This window comes from Nocardia sp. NPDC004151 (assembly GCF_042874235.1).
Taxonomy (GTDB): Bacteria; Actinomycetota; Actinomycetes; order Mycobacteriales; family Mycobacteriaceae; genus Nocardia.
On record NZ_JBIAMR010000016.1, the window covers coordinates 49423 to 73222 of the forward strand.

21 protein-coding genes, 1 tRNA gene and 2 riboswitches are annotated in these 23800 nt (G+C 69.2%); of the genes, 16 read left to right on the plus strand and 6 right to left on the minus strand.

The window, feature by feature from the left end; all coding sequences use genetic code 11:
• The first annotated feature begins 86 nt into the window (after positions 1 to 86).
• The 6 genes from ACFYTS_RS29240 (at position 87) to lysA (ending at position 6210) form a co-directional block, all read left to right on the plus strand.
• Positions 87 to 665: a PadR family transcriptional regulator gene (locus tag ACFYTS_RS29240; RefSeq protein WP_387308727.1), complete on the plus strand. Its 579-nt coding sequence runs from the start codon at positions 87 to 89 to the stop codon at positions 663 to 665.
• Positions 662 to 2689, plus strand: coding sequence for an NADPH-dependent 2,4-dienoyl-CoA reductase (locus ACFYTS_RS29245; RefSeq protein ID WP_357284459.1), 2028 nt, complete (start codon positions 662 to 664; stop codon positions 2687 to 2689). Before ACFYTS_RS29240 ends, ACFYTS_RS29245 begins: the two co-directional genes overlap by 4 nt.
• Complete coding sequence (locus ACFYTS_RS29250) at positions 2689 to 3273, plus strand: VOC family protein (protein ID WP_387308729.1); 585 nt, start codon at positions 2689 to 2691, stop codon at positions 3271 to 3273. The genes ACFYTS_RS29245 and ACFYTS_RS29250 overlap by 1 nt, the downstream gene beginning before the upstream one ends.
• A 97-nt stretch (positions 3274 to 3370) precedes the next feature.
• The gene (locus ACFYTS_RS29255; RefSeq protein WP_387308730.1) at positions 3371 to 3802 is read left to right on the plus strand and encodes a DUF4189 domain-containing protein; all 432 of its coding nucleotides are present in this window, start codon (positions 3371 to 3373) and stop codon (positions 3800 to 3802) included.
• A 134-nt stretch (positions 3803 to 3936) separates the two neighbouring features.
• Positions 3937 to 4731, plus strand: a complete 795-nt coding sequence (gene cmrA / locus ACFYTS_RS29260; protein ID WP_387308733.1) for a mycolate reductase — start codon at positions 3937 to 3939, stop codon at positions 4729 to 4731.
• Positions 4732 to 4863: 132 nt separating this feature from the next.
• Positions 4864 to 6210, plus strand: coding sequence for a diaminopimelate decarboxylase (gene lysA, locus ACFYTS_RS29265; protein WP_387308735.1), 1347 nt, complete (start codon positions 4864 to 4866; stop codon positions 6208 to 6210).
• Positions 6211 to 6223: 13 nt separating this feature from the next.
• On the opposite strand, the gene ACFYTS_RS29270 is transcribed toward lysA, so the two are convergent.
• The gene (locus ACFYTS_RS29270; protein WP_387308737.1) at positions 6224 to 7987 is read right to left on the minus strand and encodes a helicase HerA-like domain-containing protein; all 1764 of its coding nucleotides are present in this window, start codon (positions 7985 to 7987) and stop codon (positions 6224 to 6226) included.
• 216 nt (positions 7988 to 8203) lie between these two features.
• Here ACFYTS_RS29270 and orn point away from each other — a divergent pair, with 216 nt between their 5' ends.
• The 5 genes from orn to ACFYTS_RS29295 all read left to right on the plus strand — a co-directional run bounded on the left by orn (position 8204) and on the right by ACFYTS_RS29295 (position 12823).
• Positions 8204 to 8830 (plus strand): oligoribonuclease, encoded by a 627-nt coding sequence (gene orn, locus ACFYTS_RS29275; protein WP_387308739.1) that lies wholly within the window; start codon positions 8204 to 8206, stop codon positions 8828 to 8830.
• 66 nt (positions 8831 to 8896) lie between these two features.
• Positions 8897 to 8969, plus strand: a tRNA-His gene (locus tag ACFYTS_RS29280).
• A gap of 201 nt (positions 8970 to 9170) precedes the next feature.
• Positions 9171 to 10172 (plus strand): SGNH/GDSL hydrolase family protein, encoded by a 1002-nt coding sequence (locus ACFYTS_RS29285; protein ID WP_357284438.1) that lies wholly within the window; start codon positions 9171 to 9173, stop codon positions 10170 to 10172.
• Between the two features lie 12 nt (positions 10173 to 10184).
• Positions 10185 to 11744, plus strand: a complete 1560-nt coding sequence (locus tag ACFYTS_RS29290; protein ID WP_387308742.1) for an ArnT family glycosyltransferase — start codon at positions 10185 to 10187, stop codon at positions 11742 to 11744.
• An 86-nt stretch (positions 11745 to 11830) separates the two neighbouring features.
• Positions 11831 to 12823, plus strand: a complete 993-nt coding sequence (locus ACFYTS_RS29295) for an SGNH/GDSL hydrolase family protein (protein WP_357284432.1) — start codon at positions 11831 to 11833, stop codon at positions 12821 to 12823.
• A gap of 16 nt (positions 12824 to 12839) precedes the next feature.
• On the opposite strand, the gene ACFYTS_RS29300 is transcribed toward ACFYTS_RS29295, so the two are convergent.
• From ACFYTS_RS29300 to prpD, 3 genes are read right to left on the minus strand one after another with little or no spacing between them, the layout of a single operon-like run.
• Entirely contained in the window at positions 12840 to 13961 is a 1122-nt protein-coding gene (locus ACFYTS_RS29300) for a bifunctional 2-methylcitrate synthase/citrate synthase (RefSeq protein ID WP_387308745.1), read from the minus strand.
• Positions 13961 to 14875, minus strand: coding sequence for a methylisocitrate lyase (gene prpB, locus ACFYTS_RS29305; protein WP_387308747.1), 915 nt, complete (start codon positions 14873 to 14875; stop codon positions 13961 to 13963). Before prpB ends, ACFYTS_RS29300 begins: the two co-directional genes overlap by 1 nt.
• Entirely contained in the window at positions 14872 to 16377 is a 1506-nt protein-coding gene (prpD, locus tag ACFYTS_RS29310) for a 2-methylcitrate dehydratase PrpD (protein ID WP_357284424.1), read from the minus strand. The genes prpB and prpD overlap by 4 nt, the downstream gene beginning before the upstream one ends.
• 118 nt (positions 16378 to 16495) lie before the next feature.
• Between prpD and ACFYTS_RS29315 the strand changes: the two genes are divergently transcribed.
• The gene (locus ACFYTS_RS29315; protein ID WP_387308750.1) at positions 16496 to 17914 is read left to right on the plus strand and encodes a short-chain fatty acyl-CoA regulator family protein; all 1419 of its coding nucleotides are present in this window, start codon (positions 16496 to 16498) and stop codon (positions 17912 to 17914) included.
• Between the two features lie 65 nt (positions 17915 to 17979).
• On the opposite strand, the gene metE is transcribed toward ACFYTS_RS29315, so the two are convergent.
• Complete coding sequence (gene metE / locus ACFYTS_RS29320; protein WP_387308752.1) at positions 17980 to 20244, minus strand: 5-methyltetrahydropteroyltriglutamate--homocysteine S-methyltransferase; 2265 nt, start codon at positions 20242 to 20244, stop codon at positions 17980 to 17982.
• A 151-nt stretch (positions 20245 to 20395) separates the two neighbouring features.
• Positions 20396 to 20562: riboswitch (cobalamin riboswitch) on the minus strand.
• Positions 20563 to 20716: 154 nt separating this feature from the next.
• A riboswitch (cobalamin riboswitch) is annotated at positions 20717 to 20870 on the plus strand.
• Positions 20871 to 20909: 39 nt separating this feature from the next.
• Here metE and ACFYTS_RS29325 point away from each other — a divergent pair.
• The 3 genes from ACFYTS_RS29325 to ACFYTS_RS29335 are packed head-to-tail and all read left to right on the plus strand — an operon-like array spanning position 20910 to position 22523.
• The gene (locus tag ACFYTS_RS29325; protein WP_357284416.1) at positions 20910 to 21125 is read left to right on the plus strand and encodes a CbtB-domain containing protein; all 216 of its coding nucleotides are present in this window, start codon (positions 20910 to 20912) and stop codon (positions 21123 to 21125) included.
• Positions 21126 to 21147: 22 nt separating this feature from the next.
• Positions 21148 to 21954 (plus strand): CbtA family protein, encoded by an 807-nt coding sequence (locus tag ACFYTS_RS29330; RefSeq protein ID WP_387308755.1) that lies wholly within the window; start codon positions 21148 to 21150, stop codon positions 21952 to 21954.
• Entirely contained in the window at positions 21951 to 22523 is a 573-nt protein-coding gene (locus tag ACFYTS_RS29335) for a histidine phosphatase family protein (protein WP_357284410.1), read from the plus strand. Before ACFYTS_RS29330 ends, ACFYTS_RS29335 begins: the two co-directional genes overlap by 4 nt.
• Before the next feature lie 27 nt (positions 22524 to 22550).
• Here the strand turns inward: ACFYTS_RS29335 and ACFYTS_RS29340 are convergent, their stop codons facing one another.
• Complete coding sequence (locus ACFYTS_RS29340) at positions 22551 to 23165, minus strand: LppP/LprE family lipoprotein (RefSeq protein ID WP_387308757.1); 615 nt, start codon at positions 23163 to 23165, stop codon at positions 22551 to 22553.
• Positions 23166 to 23250: 85 nt separating this feature from the next.
• Between ACFYTS_RS29340 and ACFYTS_RS29345 the strand changes: the two genes are divergently transcribed.
• Positions 23251 to 23736, plus strand: a complete 486-nt coding sequence (locus ACFYTS_RS29345; protein ID WP_357284405.1) for an Lrp/AsnC family transcriptional regulator — start codon at positions 23251 to 23253, stop codon at positions 23734 to 23736.
• Positions 23737 to 23800 lie beyond the last annotated feature (64 nt).

Sequence of the window (23800 nt, forward strand, 5' to 3'; positions counted from 1 at the left end):
TAACCGACACGCCGACGCCGGAGCGCCACGCGCGAGCTCTATGCACTGAATTGCATAGTACGTCTCGTAGCAGTTACCCTGACGGCATGGCCCTCGAACACGCGCTCCTGGTATCGCTGACCGAACGCGCCAGTTCGGGCTACGACCTGGCCCAGCGGTTCGACAAATCCATCGGCTTCTTCTGGCACGCCACCCACCAGCAGATCTATCGCGTGCTCAAGCGCATGGACGAACAGGGCTGGGTGGACGCCGAAACCGTGCCGCAGGACGGCCGCCCGGACAAGAAGGTCTACACCGTCTCCGACGCCGGCCGCGCCGAGCTGGTCCGCTGGATCGCCGAAACCGCCGACCTCGAGCCCCTCCGCAGCGACCTCGGCGTCAAGCTGCGCGCCGCCTCCCTCGGGGACCCGGACGTGATCGTCGCCGAAGTGCAGCGCCACCGCGACCAGCACGCCCACCGCCTCGACCTGTACCGCGCCTTCGAGAAGAAGGACTACCCCGCGCCGGCTGACCTCACCGGCCCGAAACTGCACCAGTACCTCGTCCTGCGCGGCGGCATCCGCGTCGAGGAGGGGTTCATCGACTGGTGCGACGAAGTACTCGACGCCCTGAAACGCGACACAGCCCGATCGCAGGCGTCCGACCCGAAAGGCACTCGCCGATGAGCGCGTACCCGCACCTGTTCGAACCCCTGGACCTCGGCTTCACCACCCTGCGCAACCGGGTGGTCATGGGCTCCATGCACACCGGCCTCGAGGATCGCGCCTGGCACACCAACCGGCTGGCCGCCTACTTCGCCGAACGCGCGAAAGGCGGTGTGGGCCTGATCATCACCGGCGGCTACGCCCCCAACCGCACCGGCTGGCTGCTGCCCTTCGGCGCGAAGCTGACCAACAAGACCGAGGCCTACCGGCACCGCGCCATCACCAAGGCGGTGCACGCCGAGGGCGGCAAGATCGCGCTGCAGATCCTGCACGCGGGCCGCTACTCCTACATGCCGACCAGCGTCTCCGCCTCGGCCATCAAGGCCCCGATCAATCCGTTCAAGCCGCGCGCGCTGTCCGGCAAGGGCGTCGAGAGCACCATCGACGATTACGCGCGCACCGCCGCCCTGGCCAAGTTCGCGGGGTACGACGGCGTCGAGATCATGGGCGGTGAAGGCTATTTCATCAACCAGTTCCTCGCCGAACGCACCAACAAGCGCAAGGACAAGTGGGGTGGCTCGCCGGAGAACCGCCGCCGCATCGCCGGGGAGATCGTGCGCCGGGTCCGCAAGGCGGTAGGCCCGGACTTCATCATCGTGTTCCGGCTCTCCATGGCCGATTTCGTGGAGCAGGGCCAGACCTGGGACGAGATCGCCGCCGTCGCCAAGGATGTGGAGGCCGCCGGGGCCACCATCATCAACACCGACATCGGCTGGCACGAGGCCCGGGTGCCCACCATCGTCACCTCGGTGCCGCGCGCCGCGTTCGTGGAGTGGACCGCGAAGGTCAAGGACCTCGTGGACATTCCGGTGTGCGCGTCCAACCGCATCAATATGCCCGAGACCGCCGAGGAGATTCTCACCCGCGGCGACTCCGACCTGATCTCGCTGGCCCGTCCGCTGCTCGCCGACCCCGACTGGGCCCGCAAGGCGCAGGACGCGCGCACCGACGAGATCAACACCTGCATCGCCTGCAACCAGGCCTGCCTGGACCACGCCTTCCAGGCCAAAACCGTATCCTGCCTGCTGAATCCGCGCGCCGGACACGAGACCGAGCTGAAGCTGCTGCCCACCCGCCGCACCCGGAAGTTCGCCGTCGTCGGCGCGGGCCCGGCCGGGCTGTCGGCCGCGGTCAGCCTGGCCGAGCGCGGGCACCATGTGGACCTGTTCGAGGCCGACGACAAGGTCGGCGGCCAGTTCGACATCGCCCGCCGCATCCCGGGCAAGGAAGAGTTCAACGAGACCATCCGCTACTTCACCCGGCAGCTCGAACTCACCGGCGTGCGCGTGCATCTGGAGACCCGCGCCACCGCCGAGCAGCTCATCGCGGGCGGATACGACGAGGTCATCCTGGCCACCGGTGTGAAGCCGCGCATCCCCAATATCCCCGGCATCGACCACCCGAAGGTGCTCACCTACGCCGAACTGGTGCGCGACGGCAAGCCGGTCGGCAAGAAGGTGGCCGTGATCGGCGCGGGCGGCATCGGCTTCGACGTCAGTGAATTCCTCACCGTCGAAGGGCATCCCAGCCTCAAGCTCGACGAGTGGAAGGAGGAATGGGGTGTCTCCGACGACCCGACCGTTCCCGGCTTCGTCACCGCCCCCAAGCCCTCCCCCGCGGCCCGCGAAGTGGTACTGCTGCAGCGCAAGTCGTCCGCGTTCGGCAAGGATCTGGGCAAGACCTCCGGCTGGGTGCACCGGGCCGCGGTCAAGGCCAAGGGCGTCGAGCAGATCGGCGGCGTCAACTACGAGCGCATCGACGACCGCGGCCTGCACGTCAGCTTCGGCGAGAAGCGGCAGCGCCCGCAGATCATCGAATGCGACAACGTGATCCTGTGCGCCGGTCAGGAATCCGTGCGCGACCTGCACGAGCCGCTGCAGACCGCGGGCGTGAAGGTGCACCTCATCGGCGGCGCCGACCTGGCCGCCGAACTCGATGCCAAGCGCGCCATCAACCAGGGCACCCGCCTGGCGGCGAGCCTGTAATGCCGAACCTCACCCGCCTGGGCCTGCCCGGCGACGAGCAGTCCTGGGCGGCACTGGGTTTCACCGTCACCGACGGCCGCTTCCGCGTCGGGCAGGTCGAATGCGTTCTGGGCGAGGCCGCCTGGGGCTTCGACGAAACCCACGCCGACCCCGCCACCCTGGGCGTGCCCTACCTGGAATCGGCGGCGTCCGAGTCCGGTGCGGCGCATCCCAACGGCGTGACGATCGTCGACCACGTCGTCTACTGGGTTCCCGAATTGGACTCCGCCGTCACCGATCTGACCGCAGTCCTCGGGGTCCCACCGCGCCGCCGCTTCTTCCCCCGCGGCCCGGAGGGACCCGAGATGGCCTTCTACCGCGTCGGCGAACCCTTCATCGAAGCCGTCACCTCCGGCCTGCCACCCGCCCTGGTCGGCGTCGCCTTCATGACCGCCGACCTGGACGCCGCCGTCGCCGCCGTCCGCGCGGCGGGCGGTCCGATCGGCGACCCCAAACCCGCCGTTCAAGGCGGCCGCATCGCGGGAGTGTGGCGCGGCCACGTGCAGTGGGGCGTGGCCTTCATGGAGCCGAAACCCCGGAATTGACCTATCCGCCAACCGATTCAGATGGTCGGCGGTGTCGTACCTTCCTGACATGATCACGAGGCATGTGCTTCAACGATCTTGGGGGAGAGAAATCTCTATGTCTCTGACTCGCAAGGCCGCCCTCGGCCTGGTGGCTTCTACGACCGCGGCGATGTTCGTCGGCGGTATGGGCACCGCGCACGCCGCGGGCGACCTCTACGGCTCGATGGCAGTCGGCATCGACGGTGACTACTACAGCATCGGCACCACCTGGAACTACGAGGATCAGGGCGGCGCGGACGCCGCCGCCCTGGAACAGTGCGGAGTCTCCAGCTGCTACGTGAAGATCCGCTGGGTCAACGGCTGCGCCGCTCTCGCCAACCGCGACGGCACCCTCTACACCGGCCTCGGCCGCACCAAGGCCATGGCCGAGGCCAATGCCATCGCCGCCAGCGGCCCGGACCCGAGCCCGCTGCTGGTGAGCCTGGGCAGCTCCGAGCCGAGCAGCGTGCACATCGCCGATTCGCAGTGCACCGGGAACGCGGGCTGACCAGGCACCGCCGACGCGAGCCGCTTCCCGCGCGTTCGCGCTGAGCCCGCGGCGCCGGGTATCCACCCCGTACGGATACCCGGCGCTCGCACCGGGCTGCCCGCCGGCCGACTCCATGGGTAGGCTGCCATGTCGTGAGCCTGCCTGCACCCACCGCCGACAATCGTGCCGTCGTGACCGGATCCTCCTCCGGGATCGGGGTCGCCCTCGCCGAAGAGCTTGCCTCGCGGGGCTACTCGCTGATCCTCGTCGCCCGGCGCGGCGATCTGCTGGCCGACCTGGCGCAGCGGCTGACCGAGCAGTACGGCATCACCGCCGAGGTGCGCGCGGTGGATCTGTCCGACCGGGACCAGCGGGCCCCGCTGGCCAAGGAGCTGGCCGCCCGCGATATCGCGATCCTGTGCAACAACGCCGGTGTCGCCACCTTCGGCGCGCTCGCCAAGCTGGATCTGGACTACGAGCGCGACATCATGGAACTGAACGCGGTGGCCGTGCACGACCTCACGCTGGCCGTGCTCCCGGGCATGTTGGAGCGCCGCGCGGGCGGCATCCTGATCACCGGTTCCGCCGCCGGCAATATGCCGATTCCGCACAACACCACCTACTCGGCGAGCAAGGCGTTCACCAACACCTTCTCCGAGTCGCTGCGCGGCGAGCTCAAGGGCTCCGGCGTCAATGTCACCCTGCTGGCCCCCGGCCCGGTCCGCACCGACAACCCGGACCAGGAGGAGATGGGCAGCAAGATCCCCGAGTTCATCTGGGTCACCGCCGCCCACACCGCCAAGATCACCATCGACGCGCTCGCCCGCAACAAGATGCGGGTGGTCCCGGGCCTGATCAGCAAGGGCATGAGCATCGCCGGACAGTTCGGCCCGCGGTCCATCACCTCGGTGGTGGCGGGCGCCGCCTACAAGAAGCTCGGCGGCTGATCAGCAAAACGTCAAGATCGGGCCGGCGCTCGTCAAGAGCCCGTGCCGGACCGGTCCGGACCCCTTGATCAGGCGTAGTCCTGGTGACGGCCCCGCAGAAGAGAAAGCGGGGAGCTCTCACCAGGAGACGCCTTGACGCTGCTCGAGATCTTCCCGTCGCTGCGGGACGGGGGCCTGATCCCCCGTCTCGACCCGGCCATCTGGCCGCGCGACACGCACTACGACGCCGACGGGCGCATCACCGTCGGCGGGGTGGCGCTGGCCGACATCGCCGACCAATACGGCACCCCCACCTACGTCCTCGACGAGACCGAGGTGCGGGACCGCTGCCGCGCCTACCGCACCCGATTCCCGGACGCGGAGATCATCTACGCGGGCAAGGCCCTGCTCACCCGCGCGGTCGCCGAGTGGATCACCGAGGAGGGCCTGTCCCTGGACGTGTGCTCGGCCGGGGAACTGGCGGTCGCGCTGTCCGGCTGGGCCGATCCGGAGCGAATCGTGCTGCACGGCAACGGGAAACCGTTCGCCGAACTGGAGACCGCGGTGGGCTGCGGGGTCGGGCGCATCGTGGTCGACTCGCTCACCGAGATCACGCTGCTGTCGGCGCTGGCCGTGAAACCGCAACGGGTGCTGGTGCGCGTCACCCCCGATATCGACATCGACGGGCATCCGGCGGTCCGCACCGGGGTCACCGATCAGAAGTTCGGCTTCCCGATCGGCGGCACGGCGGTCAAGGAAGTGGTGGACCGCATTGTGCGGCAACCCAATCTGGAACTCATCGGCCTGCACTGCCACATCGGTTCACAGATCTACAACACCTTCCCCTACGGCGAGGCGGTGCGGCGGATGGTCGCCGAGATGGCCCGCATCCGCGACGAATTCGGCATCACCCTCACCGAATTGGATCTCGGCGGCGGGCACGCGGTCGCCTACCGCGGCGGGGACGCGGAACTGAATCTGGCCGAACTGGCCGACATCATCGAAGACGCGCTGGACGCGGCGTGCGCCCGGCACGGGTTCCCGCGCCCGCGCATCGCCCTGGAACCCGGTCGCGCCATCGTCGCGCGGGCGGGCGTCACGCTGTACCGGGTGCTGTCGATCAAGCACGTCGAGAACGGCCACACCTATGTGACCGTGGACGGCGGCATGAGCGACAACCCGCGCGTCGCCCTCTACGGCGCGCGCTACGACGCCGTGGTCGCCAACCGGCATGCCACCGGCCCCCAGATGACCGCCACCATCGCGGGCCGCCACTGCGAGGCGGGCGACATCCTGGCCCGCGACGTCCGGCTGCCCGTCGATCTGCGGCCTGGCGAGGTGCTGGCGGTGCCGTGCACCGGCGCGTACCACCACAGCCTGGCCTCGTCCTACAACGGCATCGGGCGGCCGCCGATCGTCGCGGTCCGCGACGGCCGGTCCCGGGAACTGGTCCGCCGCGAGACCATCGACGATCTGCTCAGCCGCGATATCGGGCACTGAGCCCGGGGCCGGCCTACCGCCGCCGGGTGCCGAAGATGCTGCGGCTGATCTCGCGCCCGGCCACGGTGGCCGCCGACCGCAGGAAGTTCTTGAACGCCGGATTGTTGACGATCTTCTCCGCCATCGAATCCTCCTCCGGCGCCGGCTTGGACGAGCGCGAGCTCTTGGCCGCCGCTTCCTGATCGGCCTGCTCGGCCGCGGCCTGGATCTTCGCGGTCAGGATCTCGTACGCCGATTCCGCGTCGATGGTCTGGCCGTACTTGCCGTACAGCGTGGACTGCTGTGCGCGGGAACGAATCGCGTCGTCGCCGATGGTGTCCATGAGCGAGCGCGGCGGCTGCATGCGCGCCCACGCGACCGGGGTCGGCGCGCCCTTCTCCGACAGCACCGTCACCACCGCCTCACCGATGCCCAGCGAGGTGAGCGCCTTCTCCAGGTCGTAGGTGGCGGTCTTCGGGTAGGTGCGCACCGTCTTCGTCAGCGCCGCCTGATCCTCGGGCGTGAAGGCGCGCAGCGCGTGCTGGATACGCGCACCCAGCTGGGAGAGCACCGCGTTGGGGATGTCGGTGGGCAGCTGGGTGCAGAAGAAGACGCCGACGCCCTTGGAGCGGATCAGCTTCACCGTCTGCTCGACCTGGTTCAGGAACGCCTTGGACGCGCCGTTGAACAGCAGATGCGCCTCGTCGAAGATGAACACCAGCTTGGGTTTGTCCATGTCGCCGACCTCGGGCAGGGTCTGGAACAGGTCGGCCAGCACCCACATCAGGAATGTCGAGAACATCTGCGGCCGCGCGGCCTGCGCGCCCAGCTCGAACAGGGTGATCACGCCCTGACCGCCCGCGCTGCGCATCAGGTCGGCCGGATTCAGTTCCGGCTCACCGAAGAAGGTGTCGCCGCCGTCGGCCTCCAGGTTCACCAGCGCGCGCAGGATCACGCCCGCGGTCTGCGCGGAGACGCCGCCGATGCCCTTGAGATCCTCCTTGCCCTCCGGGCTGGTGAGGTACTGGATGACCGAGCGCAGGTCCTTGAGGTCCAGCAGCGCCAGGCCCTGCCGGTCCGACCAGTGGAAGATCAGGCCGAGGGTCGACTCCTGAGTCTCGTTGAGCCCCAGCGCCTTACTGAGCAGGATCGGCCCGAACGAGGTGATCGTCGCCCGGATGGGGACCCCGATCCCGCCGGTGCCGAGGGAGACGAATTCACACGGGAACCCCTGCGGCTTCCAGTCCGCGTCGCCGGTCTCCTGGGCTCGCGTCAGCAGCTTCTCATTGGACTGTCCCGGCCGCGCCAGCCCGGACAGGTCGCCCTTGATGTCGGCCACCACGACCGGCACACCCGCCGCCGAGAGCTGCTCGGCGATGCCCTGCACGGTCTTGGTCTTACCGGTGCCGGTGGCCCCCGCGATGAGTCCGTGCCGGTTCATGGTCTTCATCGGGATCCGCACCCGCGCGTCGGGATGCACGGTGCCGCCGACGATCACGGTGCCCAGCTCCAGCGCCACCCCCTCCATGGCGTACCCGGCCGCGATCTCCTGGGCGGCGACCTCGTCCTTGCTCGCCGGATCGGCGTCGGCGGCAGCCACTTTCGCCTTGGCCGCGGTCTTGCCGTCTGTGTCCGCCGCAGGCGCAGCCGTAGCCGCGGCGGCAGCCTGCTCGGCGGCTTCCTGCGCGGCGGCCTCCTGTTCGGCGGCTTCGGCCGCGGCCGCCGCTTCGGCCGCGATCCGCGCCGCCTCCTCGGCGGCCTTCCGAGCCGCCGCTGCCTTCTCCTGCGGGGTGGTCATCGCGCTTCCTCCGTCTGCCGTGCCGACTGCTCAGAAACTGCCCGACCCACACGCCATCCGCTCGCCGCGCGTGAGATTCGCCCGCAACGATACTGCTCGATCGCACGTCCGAGCGGCCTCGACGCGGGTTGCCGACGGTTAACCAATCGGGTTCGGGCCGCGCGGACGGTCCGACGCAAACGGGGTGGAGGTCGCACGAAGAGTTAGTGTTTGGCGGTGACCGACAAGTACGTGGTGTGGATGGACTGCGAGATGACCGGGCTGCGGCTCGACAGCGACAAGCTGATCGAGGTGGCCGCGCTCGTCACCGACAGTGACCTCAATATTCTCGGCGAGGGCGTGGACATCGTGATCCACGCCGACGACGCCGCGCTGGCCGCCATGCCGCCGGTGGTGACCGAGATGCACGCCAAGTCGGGGCTCACCGAGGAGGTGCGGCGGTCGGTCATCACCCTCGAGGAGGCCGAGCAGCAGGTGCTCGACTACATCAAGCAGTACGTGCCGACGCCGCGGACGGTTCCGCTGGCGGGCAATTCGATCGCCACCGATCGCGGGTTCATCGCGCGCGACATGCCCGCGCTGGACGCGCACCTGCACTACCGCATGATCGATGTCAGCTCGATCAAGGAACTGGCCCGGCGCTGGTACCCGCGGATCTACTTCGGCCAGCCCGAGAAGGGCCTCGCGCACCGCGCGCTGGCCGACATCCAGGAGTCCATCCGTGAGCTCCAGTACTACCGCCGCACCGCGTTCGTTCCGGCCCCCGGCCCCTCCACGGCCGAGATCGCCGCTGTCGCCGCCGAATTGACGACCCCCGCGCAGCCGCCCGTAAACCCCTCCTGAACAGCCGATTAGGTACTCACAGCGGCGACACGTTAAGCTCTAGCGCGCCGGAAGTTACCGGCAATGGTGGCTGTAGTTCAGCTGGTAGAGCACCAGGTTGTGATCCTGGGTGTCGCGGGTTCGAGTCCCGTCAGCCACCCTCATCGGCCCAGGCCAGAGAATATTCTCTCGCCTGGGCCGAACTGCGTTGCGGGGCATGTGACGCCCCTTCGCCAGGTGCGAATCGCTTGCTTGCCAACCAAGTGAAATGCAGTTACTTTGCTTTATCTGTCAGTTGCTGTGGGCTGCATCATAATCGTGCCCCGTTCGGCATGGCTGTGGCTCGATGAGGATTTTGCACTTGACCAGTTCCTGGACAACCGGCCGGGCCGTACTCCTGCCCCGGCTGGCCGTCGCCGTGGGCGTCCTGGCCGCCGCGGCATCGGCGGGCACCGCCGAGGCCGAACCGGCCCCCGCCCCCGGCCGCCCGCTCGTGGTGCTCGGCGACTCCTACAGCGCGAACCCGTCCTGTGACGTGGTGCTGACCAAATGCGAGAACCCGGACAGCACCGGGCTGCGGGCCTGCCTGCACGGCCCTTCCTCGTGGCCCGTCCAGCTGAGCGCCCTAATGGGGGTCGAGGCCGCCGACGTCGTGAACAACTCGTGCTCGAGCGCGTCCATCGACACCGGCCCGGTCACCTCCACCGGTGAGCAGGTGCCCGGCCGCGGCGGCTACACCCTGGCGCAGCTGGCCCTCGACGCCGCGCAGAACGGCGCGTTCGGGCCGCGGACCCGGGTGGTGACCATCCAACTCGGGTTCAACGACTCCTGGCCCAAGGACGCGACCCTCTCCGCGGATGTGAACAAGGTGTTCACCTGTGTGATCGACCTCGCGCACGGCTGTGACGACGCCGCGGTGGCCGAGGGCCGGTGGCCGGACTACACGGCCATCACCGGGACGGCCTACGCCGACCGCGTCCGCAAGGTCGTCGACTACGTGAAGTACTACGCCCCGAACGCGAAGATCGAACTGATCGGCTATCCCGAGATCGCGCCCGAGGGCGCGACCGAGTGGTGCGCGGACATCCTCGGCGTCGTGCACTGGGTCCAGCCGCGGGCCGGAGCCATGGTCGCGTACTGGAACCGGCTGCAGACCGCGCAGCGCGAGGCCGCCGGAATCCTGGGCGTCGACTTCATCGACCTGAAGCCCGCGACCGCCGGGCATGGACTGTGCGCCGCCGACCCGTGGTTCAGCAACTTCCTCGATCCCCGGCAGAGCCCGTCCGCCTTGCCTTTCCACCCGTCGCCGCGCGGCGACACGGCCGTGGCCACCACCATCCACAGCCACATCGCGTCGCACTGACCCGGAGAAGCAATGACGCTCACCATCACCCCCGAATCCGAGGCGACGGCCGCGCCACCGCAGTTCGCGTGGCGCGGTGTCCTGTTGGTCTCCGGCCTGATCACGCTGGTCTGGTCGATCTCGGCATTCCGGTTCCAGCTGGCGGGCGACGAGCTGTACTACCTGGCGTGCGGTCGCCGCCTCGCGGTCAGTTACGTCGACAACGGCCCGCTGATCCCGTTGATCGCGCGGCTGGCCGACGTGGTCGCGCCCGGATCGGTGATCGCGCTGCGGATCCCCGGATTGCTGCTGCTGATCGCGGTTTCGGTGCTGACCGCCGCGGTCGCCTACGAATGCGGTGCGCGGGAACGGTTCCAGCTCCTCGCCGCCGCGGTTTACGCCGCCTCACCGTTCATCTTCGCTTACACCGTGCTCGACAGCGTCGCCATCGATGTGGCGTTCCAGGCGTTGATCATCTGGCTGCTGGTCCGGTGGCTGCGCACCCGCCGCGACCGCCTGCTCGTCGCCGCGGGCGTGGCGGCGGCGATCGACGTGCAGGACAAGTGGCTGGTGCTGATGCTCGGCGCCTGTGTCGGTGTCGCCATGCTGGTGGCGGGTCCGCGTGAGATCCTGCGCCGCCCGGCCCTGTGGCTGGGCCTGCTGATCATGGCCGCGGCCATGACCCCGGCCCTGCTGTGGCAGGCCTCCCACGATTGGCCGCAGCTGGCCACCAATGCCGCCATCGCGCACGAGACCGCGCAGAGCGACGGCGGCCAGTGGGGCACGGTGATCGCGATCCTGGTGGTCACCGGCTTCCTCGGCGGCGGCCTGGGCGTGCTGGGCCTGTACGGCCTGGCCCGGGATCCGAAGTTGCGGCCGTACCGCTTCGTGCTCGTCGCGGCGCTGCTGATGGTGGTGCTGGTGGTCGCGAGCCACGGCCGGTCCTATTACGTCGCCGGGATCATTCCCGCGATCTTCGGTGCGGGCGCGATGATCCTGTCGGGTTTGTTCGACACCGCGGGTCCGCGGCCGGCGGCCGTGCTGCGGCGCGTGTTCACCGGATTGACCGTTCTCACCGCCGTTTTGATGGCCGCCCTGGCCACGTTCCCCTACCCGAAGAGCTGGATCGACGTCCCCAACACCAGCAAGCTGGGCTTCCTGCAGCACTACGGCAACGACGACTGGGCGGACCTGGCCGACGCCGTGGAGCGGGTGGCGGCCGGTCTGCCGCCCGAGGAGCGGGCCGCGACCGCGGTGGTCGCGGAGGCCTACAACGAGGCCGGTGCGCTCGACCACTACGGCAAGTTCCAGTCGATTCCGCCGGCGTACAGCCCGAATCGCGGTTTCGCCGTGTGGGGTCCGCCGCCGGACTCCGCCACGACCATCCTGTGGGTCGGCTACAACGACAGCCCGGAACAGCGGGCGTTCCTCGCGAACTTCGGGCAGAAGACCCAAGCGCTGCAGATGATCGACGAGCTCGGCATCGCCGGCCAGAACCATCACGTGAACATCTGGATCCTGCGCGAGCCGCTGGTCCCGCTGTCGGTGGCCTGGCCGAAGCTGACCTACATGATCGTCCCTCCGGCCTCGTGAGAACTCTGTCGGCCTGGTGAGAACACTGTCGGTCTCATGAGCAACACTGTCGGTCTAGCGCAACGTATCCGCTGGGGAGGATTTGCATGTTGAGTTTCACGACCAAGGGCGCGTCGCTGCGACTGGCCGCCGTCGCCGCGGTGCTCGCCGCCGCGGGTTCGGTGGGCGTCGCCGGGGCCGACGAACCGGCCCCCGCGCAGGGTCGCACCCTTGTCGTACTCGGTGATTCGTTCGCCGCGAACCCGGCCTGCGACGGGGTCCTGGTCAAATGCGACGGCAACAACGACGCCGCGTCGCACGAATGCCTGCACCGCGACACCTCGTGGCCGGTCCAGCTGAGCGCGATGATGGGTGTCCCCGCAGCCGATTTCGAGAACGCGACCTGCACCAACGCCTCCATCGACAGCGGCCCGGTCACCTCGACCGGCAAGGAGATCCCCGGCCGTGACGGCTACACCCTGTCGCAGCTGGCGATCAAGGCGAGCAAGAACGGCGCGTTCGGCCCGCGCACCCAGGTGGTCGCGATCCAGCTGGGCGCCAACGACTCCTGGCCGCGCGACTCCACCAATGTCGCCGATGCCCCCAGCCAGCTGCGCTGCGCACTGAACATGAGCCAGGGCTGCGACGCCGACGCCGTCGACAAGGAGCACTGGCCCGAGCTCGACACCATCACCGGCGCCGCCTACGCCGACCGCATCCGCAAGGTCGTCGAGTACGTGAAGTACTACGCCCCCAACGCGAAGATCCAGCTCGTCGGCTATCCCGAACTGGCCCCGGCCAATTCGAACACCTGGTGCCTCGACGTCCTCGGCACCTTCCGCTACATCCAGCCCCGGGGCGGCGCCGTCAACGCCTTCTGGAACCGCCTCGACGACGCCGAACGCGATGCGGCCCAAATCCTCTCGATCGACTTCGTCGACGCCCGCGTCCCCACCGCCGGGCACGGCCTGTGCGCCCCCGACCCGTGGGTTCTGGCCGCCCTCGACCCGAAGGTGAACCTGGTCGGCCTCCCCTTCCACCCCACACCGCGCGGCGACACCGCCGTGGCCGCCGAGGTCTACAGCCACCTCGGCCGCTGACCCGGTAGCGGATGGTTCAGCCCGCCACGACCGGTCGTGGCGGGACGCCGACGTATTCGCTCAGCGGCCGGATCAGGGCATTGGATTCGCTCTGCTCGATGATGTGGGCGGCCCAGCCGGTGACGCGGCTCATCACGAAGATCGGGGTGAACGCCTCGATGTCGAAGCCCAGCAGGTAGTAGGCGGGACCGGTGGGGAAATCCAGGTTGGGTGCGATTCCGGTGGCCTCGTGCATGGCTCGTTCGAGAACGTCGTACATCCGGATCCATTTGCCGCCGTCGGTCGCGGTGGCGATGTCGAGCAGGGCCTTCCGCATGGTCGGCACCCGGGAGTCGCCGTTCTTGTAGACCCGGTGGCCGAAGCCCATCACCTTTTCCTTGCTCGACAACTTGTTCCGGAGCCAGGCCTCGGCCAGGGCGGGGTCGCCGATCTCGAGCATGTCGTGCATGACCGCCTCGTTCGCCCCGCCGTGCAGGGGACCTTTGAGCGCACCGATGGCGGCGGTGACCGCGCTGTAGATGTCCGACCGGGTGGAGGTGACCACGCGGGCGGCGAAGGTGGAGGCGTTGAAGCTGTGCTCGGCGTAGAGGATCAGCGATATCTCGAAGGCCCGCACCAGTTTCGGCGCGGGCACCGCGCCGAAACACATGGTCAGGAAGTTCTCGGCGAAGCCCAGGTGTGAGTGCGGCGCGATGGGATCCAGGCCGTGCCGGCGGCGGTGGTCGGCGGCGATGATGGTGGGCAGCACGGCCATCATGCGTAATGCCTTGGCGCGGTTGGCCTTCGGCGAGTTGTCGTCCTCGGCCGGATCCTCCGCGCCGAGGTAGCTGATCGCGGTGCGCACCACGTCCATCGGGTGGCAGTTCTCCGGCAGTTTGTGCACCAGCGCCAGCAGCGACCGGTCAGCCCGACGGGCCGCCCGCTCCTGTTGCAGGAACCGCTCCAGCTGGGCGTCGGTGGGCAGTTCGCCGTACCACAACAGGTAGGCGACCTGTTCGAAACCGCAGTGGGCCGCCAGATCCTGGACCGCGTAGCCGCGATAGGTCAGCGAGTTGGTTTCCGGCACCACCTTGGAGATCGCGGTGGTATCGACGACGACGCCGGCAAGACCCCGGTAGATGGTCTGGATCTCCGTCATCACTGGTTCCTTCCCAGGGTGAAATTGAAGATGTCGGAATCGAATTCGTTGTAGCGCTCGTAGTCGAGGAGCTCGTAGAGGCGGCTGCGGTGCTGCATACGGTCCAGCAGTCCGGACTGGGTGCCGGTGGCCGCGATCTCCCGCAGCCCGGTCTCGGCCGCGAACATGGCCAGCCGCAGCGTGGTGACCGGGTAGATGACGGCGTTGTAGCCGATCGATTCCAGCGTGGACGCCGGAATCAGGTCGGACTTGCCGAACTCGGTCATATTGGCCAGCAGGGGAATCGAGACGGCGGCCCGGAACTTCTCGAAGTCGGCCGGGGTGTGCAGCGCCTCGGTGAAGATCAGGTCCGCACCGGCGTCGGCGTAGGCCCGGGCCCGGTCGACGGCGGCGTCGAGGCCCTCGATCCCGGCCGCGTCGGTGCGCGCGCAGATCACGAGATTCGGGTCACGCCGGGCGGATACGGCCGCGCGCAGGCGGCGCGTCATCTCCTCGACCGGAACCACCGCCTTGCCGTCGAGGTGGCCGCAGCGCTTCGGATTGACCTGATCCTCGAGGTGCAGCCCGGCGATCCCGGCGTCCTCCATGATGGTGACGGTGCGGGCGGCGCTCATCGGCTCACCGAATCCGGTGTCGGCGTCGATGAGGACGGGCAGGTCGGTGACCCGTGCGATCTGCTGCCCGCGCCCGGACACCTCGGTCAGGGTGGTCAGCCCGATATCGGGCAGGCCCAGATCGGCGGACAGTACCGCGCCCGAGACGTAGACCCCTTCGAAGCCGATCTCCTGGATCAGCTTGGCCGTCAAGGGATTGAACGCCCCCGGGAACCGCTGGATCGTGCCCGACGTCAGGCCCGCCCGGAACGCGGCGCGCTTGTCGGCGGCCGCGGTGGCCGCGGCGATCAGGCCGGTCATCGGAACAGGCCCTGCGGCGAGCGGGGCGCGCGGGCGAGCACGTCCGGCGCGACGGTGACCGTGAGTTCCGGCAGCTCACCGGCGGACAGCTCGCCCGCACGCTGGACCACCTCGAGGAAGCGATCCTGCTCGGCGGGTTCCACGACGCCCTCGGCGAGGGTGCGGAACTTCGCGATGTACTGGTCGCGGTCGAAGGGCCGTGCGCCCAGGGGATGTGCGTCGGCGACGGCCAGTTCGTCGACGATGACTTCGCCACTCTTCAACGTGATCTCGGCGCGGGCGCCGAACGCCTTCTCGCTCGGGTCGGTGGAGTGGTAGCGCCGCGTCCACTCCGAATCCTCGGCGGTGGAGATCTTGTTCCACAGCGTGATGGTGTCCGGGCGTCGCGCGCGCCCGGGCGCGTAGGAGCGCTCGTGGTGCCAGGCGCCGTCCTGGAGAGCGACCGCGAAGATGTACATGATCGAGTGGTCGAGGGTTTCGCGAGAGGCCCCGGGGTCGAATTTCTGTGGATCGCCCGACCCGGTGCCGATCACGTAGTGGGTGTGGTGGCTGGTGTGCAGCACGATCGTGGCGATCTGATCCAGGTCGCCGATCCGTTCGCGCATCCGGCACGCGAGGTCGATGGGGGCCTGGCTCTGGTACTCGGCCGAGTGCTCCTTGGTGTAGGTGTCGAGGATGCCGCGCTTGGGTTCGCCGGGTCCGGGCAGCGGCACCGAGTACTCCGCGTCCGGACCGCCCAGCAGCCAGGCGATCACGCCGTCCTCGCCCTCCCAGATCGGCGCCGGCGCACCCTCACCGCGCATCGCGCGATCCACCGCCTCCACGGCCATCTTCCCGGCGAAGGCGGGGGCGTAGGCCTTCCAGCTGGAGATCTCGCCCTTGCGGGACTGCCGGGTGGCGGTCGTGGTGTGCAGGGCCTGGCCGATGGCCTGGTAGATGATCTCGGCATCCAGTCCGAGCAGCGTGCCGATCCCGGCGGCGGCCGACGGACCCAGGTGCGCGACGTGGTCGATCTTGTGCTCGTGCAGGCAGATCGCGCGGACCAGATCGACCTGGATCTCGTAACCCGTTGCCAGACCGCGAATCAGGTCACGGCCGCCGCGCCCGGTGTGCTGGGCGACGGCGAGGATCGGCGGGATGTTGTCGCCCGGGTGCGAGTACTCCGCGGCCAGGAAGGTGTCGTGGAAGTCGAGCTCACGCACCGCGACTCCATTGGCCCAGGCCGCCCATTCCGGCGAGTAGGAGCCGGGCGCGCCGAAAACGGTCGCGCCCGGTGCGTACGGATGCGCCAGGGCCTGGGCGCGGGCATTGGCGACGGGACGACGGGTGATGGAGGCCGCCGCGACCGCCGCGTTGTCGATGAGCCGATTGACGATCATCCGCTCGACCTCGGGGGCGACCTCCACCGGATCGGCGGCGACCTCGGCGATCCGCCAGGCGAGGTGTTCCGCGCGGGGGAAACGCTCCGCGGAGCGGTGGGTGCGGACCAGATGGTTCTTCATATTTCGCACGGTACACAGCAGGCATGAGCCGGAAAATCCCTTGCAGAAGCCTATTTTTGCGGAACAGGAACCCTGATTCGGTGAAAGTTGTGAAAGCTCGGATTGCTAGATTGAGCGCATGCAGAAGATGTACGCGGGCGCGCGCCTGCGCGCCTTGCGGGAGCGCCGGGGCCTGTCGCAGTCCGCACTGGCCAAGACGCTCGAACTCTCGGTCAGCTACATCAATCAGCTCGAGCACGACCAGCGCCCGCTGACCGTGCCGGTACTGCTGCGCCTGAACGCCCGCTTCGACCTGGAAATGGGCTTCTTCGCCGCCGACGTCGACGCCCGGCTGATCGCCGACCTGCAGGACGTGTTCGCCGAGGATCCCGAGGGCGCCGACATCACGACCGCCGAGATCGACGACCTGGTGGCCCGGGTCCCGGCGGCCGCGCGGGTGCTGGTCGGCCTGCACCGTCGCCTGCGCGGCGCCACCGAGCAGATGGAACGCGTCTCCGCCGGAATCGACGGCGACGCGGGCGAATCCGCCGCCGCCATGCCCTACGAGGACGTCCGCGACTACTTCTACGACCGGCGCAACCACATCCCCGAGCTCGACACCGCCGCCGAGCAGCTGTTCGACCGCAATGGCCTGAGTCTCGGCGGACTCGACCTGCAGCTGACCCGGTTGCTGCGCGAGCAGCACGGCATCGCGGTCCTCATCCGCACCGACGATCCCAGCGATCCGGGCCCCAAACGGGTTTTCGACCCCGACAGCCGCGTGCTGACCCTGGCGCGGCGGCTCACCGCCGGTCAACGCGCGTTCCAATTGGCCACGCAGCTCGCGTTTCTCACCCAGGCCGAGGTGATCGCCGACCTGATCGACGCGGCCGACACCATGCCCGAGAATTCGCGCGGCCTGCTGCGCACCGGGCTCGCCAACTACTTCGCCGGAGCCCTGATCCTGCCCTACACCCGCTTCTGGGACGCGGCCGAATCCCTGCGCTACGACATCGAACTGCTGGCCGCCACCTTCGAGGTCGGCTTCGAGACCGTCTGCCACCGCCTGTCGACCCTGCAGCGGCCCGGCAAGCGCGGGGTGCCGTTCTTCTTCGTCCGCACCGATCGCGCCGGGAACATCTCGAAACGCCAGTCCGCCACCGCGTTCCACTTCTCCCGGGTGGGCGGCAGCTGCCCGCTGTGGGTGGTGCACGACGCGTTCTCCACACCGGGCAGCATCCGAACCCAGATCGCCCGGATGCCCGACGGCCGCAACTACCTGTGGCTGGCGCGCACCACCGACGAGAAGACGCCCGGATACCTGTCCCCCACCCGGGATTTCGCCATCGGGCTGGGCTGCGACCTGACCTACGCGGACAAGCTGGTGTACTCGCACGGCCTGCCCGTCGACGACCCGCGCATGGCGGTGCCGATCGGCGCGGGCTGCAAGGTCTGCGAGCGCACCGACTGCGCACAGCGCGCGTTCCCGCAGTTGGGACGCCCGATCCGGGTGGACGACAACAGTTCCCGGACCATCCCTTACGCGCCGATCACCTGACCGGACGGCCGGGGCGCACCGCGTTCGTTCGCACGGAACACGGCGCGGCACGCCCCGGTTCTCGGCTACCGCAACGCGTGCGCGGCGGCCACGAGATTGCGCAGTGACTCGGTCACCTCGGCGGTGCCCCGCGTCTTGAGACCGCAGTCGGGGTTGACCCAGAGCCGTTCGGCCGGAACCACTTTCAGTGCCCGGGTCAGCGCCTCCTCGATCTCCCGGACGCCGGGCACGCGCGGCGAGTGGATGTCGTACACGCCCGGCCCCACACCCAGGTCGAAGCCCGCCGCGTTGAGGTCGCCGAGCACCTCCATGTGCGAGCGCGCCGCCTCGATGGAGGTGACATCGGCATCCAATCCCGCTATCGCGCCGATGATCTCACCGAATTCCGAATAGCAGAGGTGGGTGTGGATCTGGGTGCCGTCGGCGACCCCGGAAGTCGCCAGCCGGAACGCCGTCACCGCCCAGTCCAGGTATTCGGGCTGATCGGCGCGGCGCAGCGGCAGCAGCTCCCGCAAGGCCGGTTCGTCCACCTGGATGATGGCGGTCCCGGCGGCCTCCAGGTCCACCGTCTCGTCCCGGATCGCCAGTGCGAGCTGGCGAGCGGTGGCGGCGAGCGGCTGGTCGTCGCGGACGTAGGACCACGCCAGGATGGTGACCGGCCCGGTGAGCATGCCCTTGACCGGTTTGCCGGTCAGCGACTGCGCGTAGGTGATCCAGTCGACGGTCATGGCCGCCGGCCGGGCCACGTCGCCGAACAGGATCGGCGGACGCACGCAGCGAGTGCCGTAGGACTGCACCCATCCGTTCGCGGTGGCCGCGAAGCCCTCCAGCTGCTCGGCGAAGTACTGCACCATGTCATTGCGTTCGGGCTCGCCGTGCACCAGCACATCGAGACCGATCTCCTCTTGCAGCGCAATGACTTCGGCGATCTCGGCGCGCATGCGAGCGTCGTACTCGGTCCGGTCGATCTCGCCCCGGCGCAGGGCGGCGCGCGCCAGCCGGATACGGCCGGTCTGCGGGTAGGAACCGATGGTCGTGGTCGGCAGCGGCGGCAGGTCCAGCCGCTCCCGCTGCGACCGCCGTCGCTCCGCCGCGGGCGCCCGGCGCTCGGCTGCCGCGTCCAGTGCGGCCAGCCGGTCACGCACCGCCGTGTCGCGCAGTCGCGCGTCGGATCGCCGGTCCAGCACCGCCGTTCGCGCGATCTCCAGCTGCTCCGCGACCGCGTCCTGCCCCTCATGCAGGACGGTGGCCAGCAGCCGGATCTCGGCGATCTTCTCGGTCCCGAACGCCAGCCAGGACCGCAGGCGCGGCTCCAGCTCCGGCTCGGCGGCGAGGCTGTACGGAACATGCAGCAGCGAGCAGGAACTCGACACCGCCACGGGCGCGCCACCTGCGGCGAGCGCGGCCGGCCAGGTCAGCGCCCGATCGGGATCGGTGCGCCACACGTTGTACCCGTCGACGACGCCCGCGACGAGCAGCGTCCCGGAAAGCCGCCGCGCCGCGGCGATATCCGCGTCACCACCCGACACCAGGTCGACGGCGAGGCCCTCGATCCCGGTGTCCGCCAGCGCCGGCAGCGCCGCGCCCAGCCGGCCGAAGTACGAGGCCACCAGCAGATCGGGCCGCGCGGCGACCGAGGCCAGCCGCTGATACGCCGAACGCACCAGTGCCAGTTCGGTGTCCGTCAGGTCGGTGACCAGCACCGGCTCGTCGAGCTGCACCCACCGCGCACCCGCGGCCGCCAGCAGGCCCAGCAGCCGTTCGTACAGCGGCAGCAGATCGGGCAGCCGATCCAGCAGCTCGCTGCCGTCCACCGACTTGGCCAGTTTCAGGAAGGTGACCGGTCCGATGATGACCGGCCGGGCCGGAATGCCCAGCGCCAGAGCCTCTTCCAGTTCCGCGAGCGGCTTGTCCGGGTGCAGGGCGAACCGGGTCGAGGCCGAGAGCTCGGGCACCAGATAGTGGTAGTTGGTGTCGAACCACTTGGTCATCTCGAGCGGCGCGATATCGGCGGTGCCGCGCGCGGCCGCGAAGTAGCGGTCCAGGTCGTCGGCGATGCCGTGCACCCGCTCGGGCAGCGCGCCCAGCAGCACCGCGGTGTCGAGCATCTGGTCGTAGTAGGAGAAGGTGCCCACCGGAACCGAGTCCAGTCCGGCGGCGTGCACCGCCAGCAGTTGCGTGGCGCGCAGGCCACCGGCGAGGCCTTGGAGTGCGGCGGCGTCGATCCGCCCCGCCCAATACGCCTCGATCGCGCGTTTCAGTTCCCGGTTCGGTCCGATGCGGGGCAGCCCCAGCACCGTGGCGGTGAAGGTGTTGTCAGGGTTCAACATTGATGAACTCCACGGTCAGCAGTGATGACCGCCGCCCAATATGAGCACACGCTGACGGAGCCCATGCATCGACCGTGCCCGGATCCGATCGGCGTAGCGCCCAGTCCACGAGGCGACGACCGCCGGATACGGCGTATCCGGCACGACGGGCAGGTCTTCGGACTCATGGGCATCGACCCGATACTCGGGTCGGCCCCGGCACGAGACCGAGGCGGACCTACCGGCCGTCGCTTCCCAGGCATGCGCCCAGTGCTGATGACGGCGTTCGTTCCCATTCACCGCTGCGGGACAGTCCCGGATTCCCACCGGGTTCCCTCTCACCCGGCGGCGCGCGAGCGCGGCGGCGGGCTTCGACGCCGTCGAATGGGTCAGGGGCTCCTCGACTCCACCTCCGGCGAACCAGTTGCGTTGGCGAATATAGCCCAGCGACACCACGATCCCGGCATCTCACCAGGTGGTCGACCCGGGCAGGCGGATTGACCAGCGGCGATGCCCTTTCGTATGGTTGATCGACGATGTCATGAGGAATCCGGTGCAATGCCGGAACGGTCGCGCCACTGTGAGCAGCCCGGTCTCCCCGCGAGACGGATGCGAGTCAGACCCTCACATCGTCGGTTCGATCGGCAACGGGGACGCGGAATCCCCCTGACTCAAAGGAGTCCTTCGTGGCTACCTCTTTCGCTCCTCGCTCCGGTGTCGGCAGCGGCGCGCTCGCGATCCCGTCCACCGCCCTGTGGCTGGTCGGCACCACCCTGCTGGCCCTGCTGGCCATCTACTTCATCGGCATCGATCAGGGTGCGGTGTCGGTGTTCGGCAGCGACATGCACGTGCACGAGTTCGTGCACGACGGCCGCCATTTCCTCGGTTTCCCCTGCCACTAGCACCGGGAATCGAGTAACCACAATGGAAAAGCGAATCATCGGCCGAGGAGTCCTGCTGGGGGCCCTCGGCGGATCGCTGGCGTTCGTCTTCGCCCGGATCCTGTCCGAGCCGATCATCGACCGCGCCATCGCCTACGAGGGAGGCCGCGACGACGCGCAGATGGCGCTCGACAAGGCCGCCGGCAAGCCCATGGACATGGACCACGGGGCCGAGCTGTTCACCCGCGCGCAGCAGCAGAATGTCGGTCTCGGCTTCGGCGTGATCGTGTTCGGCGCGGCACTGGGCGCGCTGTTCGCGGTCGTCTACTTCCTGGCGCTGCGCAAGGCCGGGAAGATCTCACCGCGGAATCTGGCACTGCTGGTGTCGGGCGGCATGTTCCTGGCGCTGTACGCGGTGCCGTTCCTGAAGTACCCGGCCAACCCGCCATCCGTCGGGAATCCGGACACCATCGAGGAGCGCACGGCCCTGTACGTGGGCCTGATCGTGATCACCGCGGTCGCGTTGGTGGCCGCGATCTGGCTGGGCCGCAGACTGACCGCGCGCCTGGACAATTGGACCGCGTCGGTCACCGCCGCGGCGGGTTTCGTGGTGGTGATGGGCGCGCTGCTGGCGCTGCTGCCGTCGTTCTCCGAAGCGCCGGGACCGTTGCAGGACGCGTCCGGCACGATCGTCTTCCCGGGCTTCCCCGCCGACGACCTGTACCACTTCCGGCTGTACGCGTTCGCCGCCCAGCTCATGGTGTGGGCGGTCATCGGGGTCGGCTTCGCCTGGCTGGCGCCGCGCCTGCTCGGCGACCGCGCCCCGGCCGCGCCCGCCGTGGCGGCATGAGCGCGGTCACCCGTCTGACCCTGGTGACGCACGCGATCACCGATGCCGTGCAGTCCGCCCGCTTCCCGGCCGATGAACCGCTCAACCCGCTCGGGTCGCGGTCGGCCGAGCAGGCGGGCGGGCTGCCCGGCCCGGCGCCCGCGACGGTGCTCCACGCACCGGAGCTGCGGGCCGAACAGACCTGTCGGGCCCTGGGATTCACCGGGACCCCGGAGCCCGCGCTGCGCGATCTGGACCATGGCGACTGGGCCGGGAAGACGATGGACGACCTCGCGCCCGAGCAGCTGATGGGCTGGCTCACCGATCCGGGCTTCCGCGATCACGGCGGCGAATCGATCACCGGGTTGATCGACCGCGTCGGCGACTGGCTGCGGGGCCTGGCCGGGCGCGGCGACCGGATCGTCGCGGTGACGCACCCCGCGATCGTCCGGGCCGCCGTGCTGCGCACTCTCAACGCTCCCCCGGAGTCGTTCTGGCGCCTCGACATTCCGCCGCTGAGCGCCACCACCCTGAACCACCGCGCCCCGGCCTGGACGCTGCGCGCGACCGCGCTCGAGTTGGCGTCCTGAATCAGCCCGCGCCGGCGTTCCGAATCGTCAGGCGTGCGGCGGGAACTGGCCGTCCGCCTTCACCTTGGTGCCGTCGAGGGTGAAGGTGACGACACTGGGACCGCCCTGCGGGCAGCACATGGGATCGCTGTTGTCGAGCCAGCGGTAGGTCAGCTGCAGCGAGTTCCGCGTCTTGCCGGTGACCAGCGTGTACATGTACGGATCGGAGGTGGCGGTGCCCAGATAGGTGCCGCCGGTGAAGAACAACACGTGGGTGTACGGGTGATTGGTGTTGGAGTTCACTGTCATCCACGACAGCACACCGTCGCAGCCGGAGGCCAGCTCCACCTGGCTCGCCTCACCGGTCTGCCAGCCGCCCACCGGCGGCGGGGACAGCCGCGCGATGGCGGCCCGGGCCAGATCGGAGTTGATGTCGAAGCACAGCCCGTGCCCGCTCCCGGCGGGTGCGGTGCCCGGCTGCTGCGGCGCGGACGTCGGCGCGGGACTCCCCGCCGCGGTGGTGGCCGGGCCGCCGGGGACGGTCGCCCCCGGACCGGCGGGGCTGGTCGTCACCGGGCCGGTCGACGACCCCGGATCGCACGCGGTGGTCACCGCCACCACGGCGGCCGCCATCGCGAGCAGAGCCGCTGACCTGGTCTTCACGAGTCCTCCCCGAGTACGCTTCACGCCCTCATCATCGGCCGCGTGAGCAGCGGCGTTATCGAGAACCGCTGTGCGAGAATGCGGCATGAGCATCAAGATCGACGCGCTCGATTCCGCGCTGCTCCGGGAACTGGCGGCCGATCCGCGGGTGCCGATCCTGGAATTGGCGCAACGGCTCGGGATCGCGCGGAACACCGTGCAGGCGCGGATGAAACGGCTGGAGGCGGCCGGGGTGGTCCGGGGGTATCCGCCGGACGTGGATCTCGAGGCCATCGGATTCGCGGTGCACGCCTTCCTCGGCATCGAACTGGACCAGAACAAGATGAACGACATTGTGGAGTCATTGCGCGCGTTCCCGAACGTGCTCGAGGTGCACGCCACCACCGGGCGCGGCGACCTGCTGGTCCGGGTGGCGGCCCGGTCGCAGCCGGATCTGCTCGGCGTCATCCAGCGGGTGCACGCCATCACCGGCGTCAAGCACACCGAGACCATGCTGGCGCTGGCGACGCCGATCGAATACCGGTCGCTGCCGCTCGTCGAGCATCTGACCAGTCACCCGGCCTCCGACTGACCAGAATGCTGCGCACGTCACAGTGTTCCAGATCACTTTTGAGCAGTCTGATCAACTTTTCGCC

What these genes read in the sequence shown, in the direction of transcription:
- ACFYTS_RS29240 (WP_387308727.1), top strand. Translation starts at nt 87, where the DNA reads ATGGCCCTCGAACACGCGCTCCTGGTATCGCTGACCGAACGCGCCAGT.
- ACFYTS_RS29245 (WP_357284459.1), top strand. Translation starts at nt 662, where the DNA reads ATGAGCGCGTACCCGCACCTGTTCGAACCCCTGGACCTCGGCTTCACC.
- ACFYTS_RS29250 (WP_387308729.1), top strand. Translation starts at nt 2,689, where the DNA reads ATGCCGAACCTCACCCGCCTGGGCCTGCCCGGCGACGAGCAGTCCTGG.
- ACFYTS_RS29255 (WP_387308730.1), top strand. Translation starts at nt 3,371, where the DNA reads ATGTCTCTGACTCGCAAGGCCGCCCTCGGCCTGGTGGCTTCTACGACC.
- ACFYTS_RS29270 (WP_387308737.1), bottom strand. Translation starts at nt 7,987, where the DNA reads ATGACCACCCCGCAGGAGAAGGCAGCGGCGGCTCGGAAGGCCGCCGAG.
- ACFYTS_RS29290 (WP_387308742.1), top strand. Translation starts at nt 10,185, where the DNA reads ATGACGCTCACCATCACCCCCGAATCCGAGGCGACGGCCGCGCCACCG.
- ACFYTS_RS29295 (WP_357284432.1), top strand. Translation starts at nt 11,831, where the DNA reads ATGTTGAGTTTCACGACCAAGGGCGCGTCGCTGCGACTGGCCGCCGTC.
- ACFYTS_RS29300 (WP_387308745.1), bottom strand. Translation starts at nt 13,961, where the DNA reads ATGACGGAGATCCAGACCATCTACCGGGGTCTTGCCGGCGTCGTCGTC.
- prpB (WP_387308747.1), bottom strand. Translation starts at nt 14,875, where the DNA reads ATGACCGGCCTGATCGCCGCGGCCACCGCGGCCGCCGACAAGCGCGCC.
- prpD (WP_357284424.1), bottom strand. Translation starts at nt 16,377, where the DNA reads ATGAAGAACCATCTGGTCCGCACCCACCGCTCCGCGGAGCGTTTCCCC.
- ACFYTS_RS29315 (WP_387308750.1), top strand. Translation starts at nt 16,496, where the DNA reads ATGCAGAAGATGTACGCGGGCGCGCGCCTGCGCGCCTTGCGGGAGCGC.
- metE (WP_387308752.1), bottom strand. Translation starts at nt 20,244, where the DNA reads ATGTTGAACCCTGACAACACCTTCACCGCCACGGTGCTGGGGCTGCCC.
- ACFYTS_RS29330 (WP_387308755.1), top strand. Translation starts at nt 21,148, where the DNA reads ATGGAAAAGCGAATCATCGGCCGAGGAGTCCTGCTGGGGGCCCTCGGC.
- ACFYTS_RS29335 (WP_357284410.1), top strand. Translation starts at nt 21,951, where the DNA reads ATGAGCGCGGTCACCCGTCTGACCCTGGTGACGCACGCGATCACCGAT.
- ACFYTS_RS29345 (WP_357284405.1), top strand. Translation starts at nt 23,251, where the DNA reads ATGAGCATCAAGATCGACGCGCTCGATTCCGCGCTGCTCCGGGAACTG.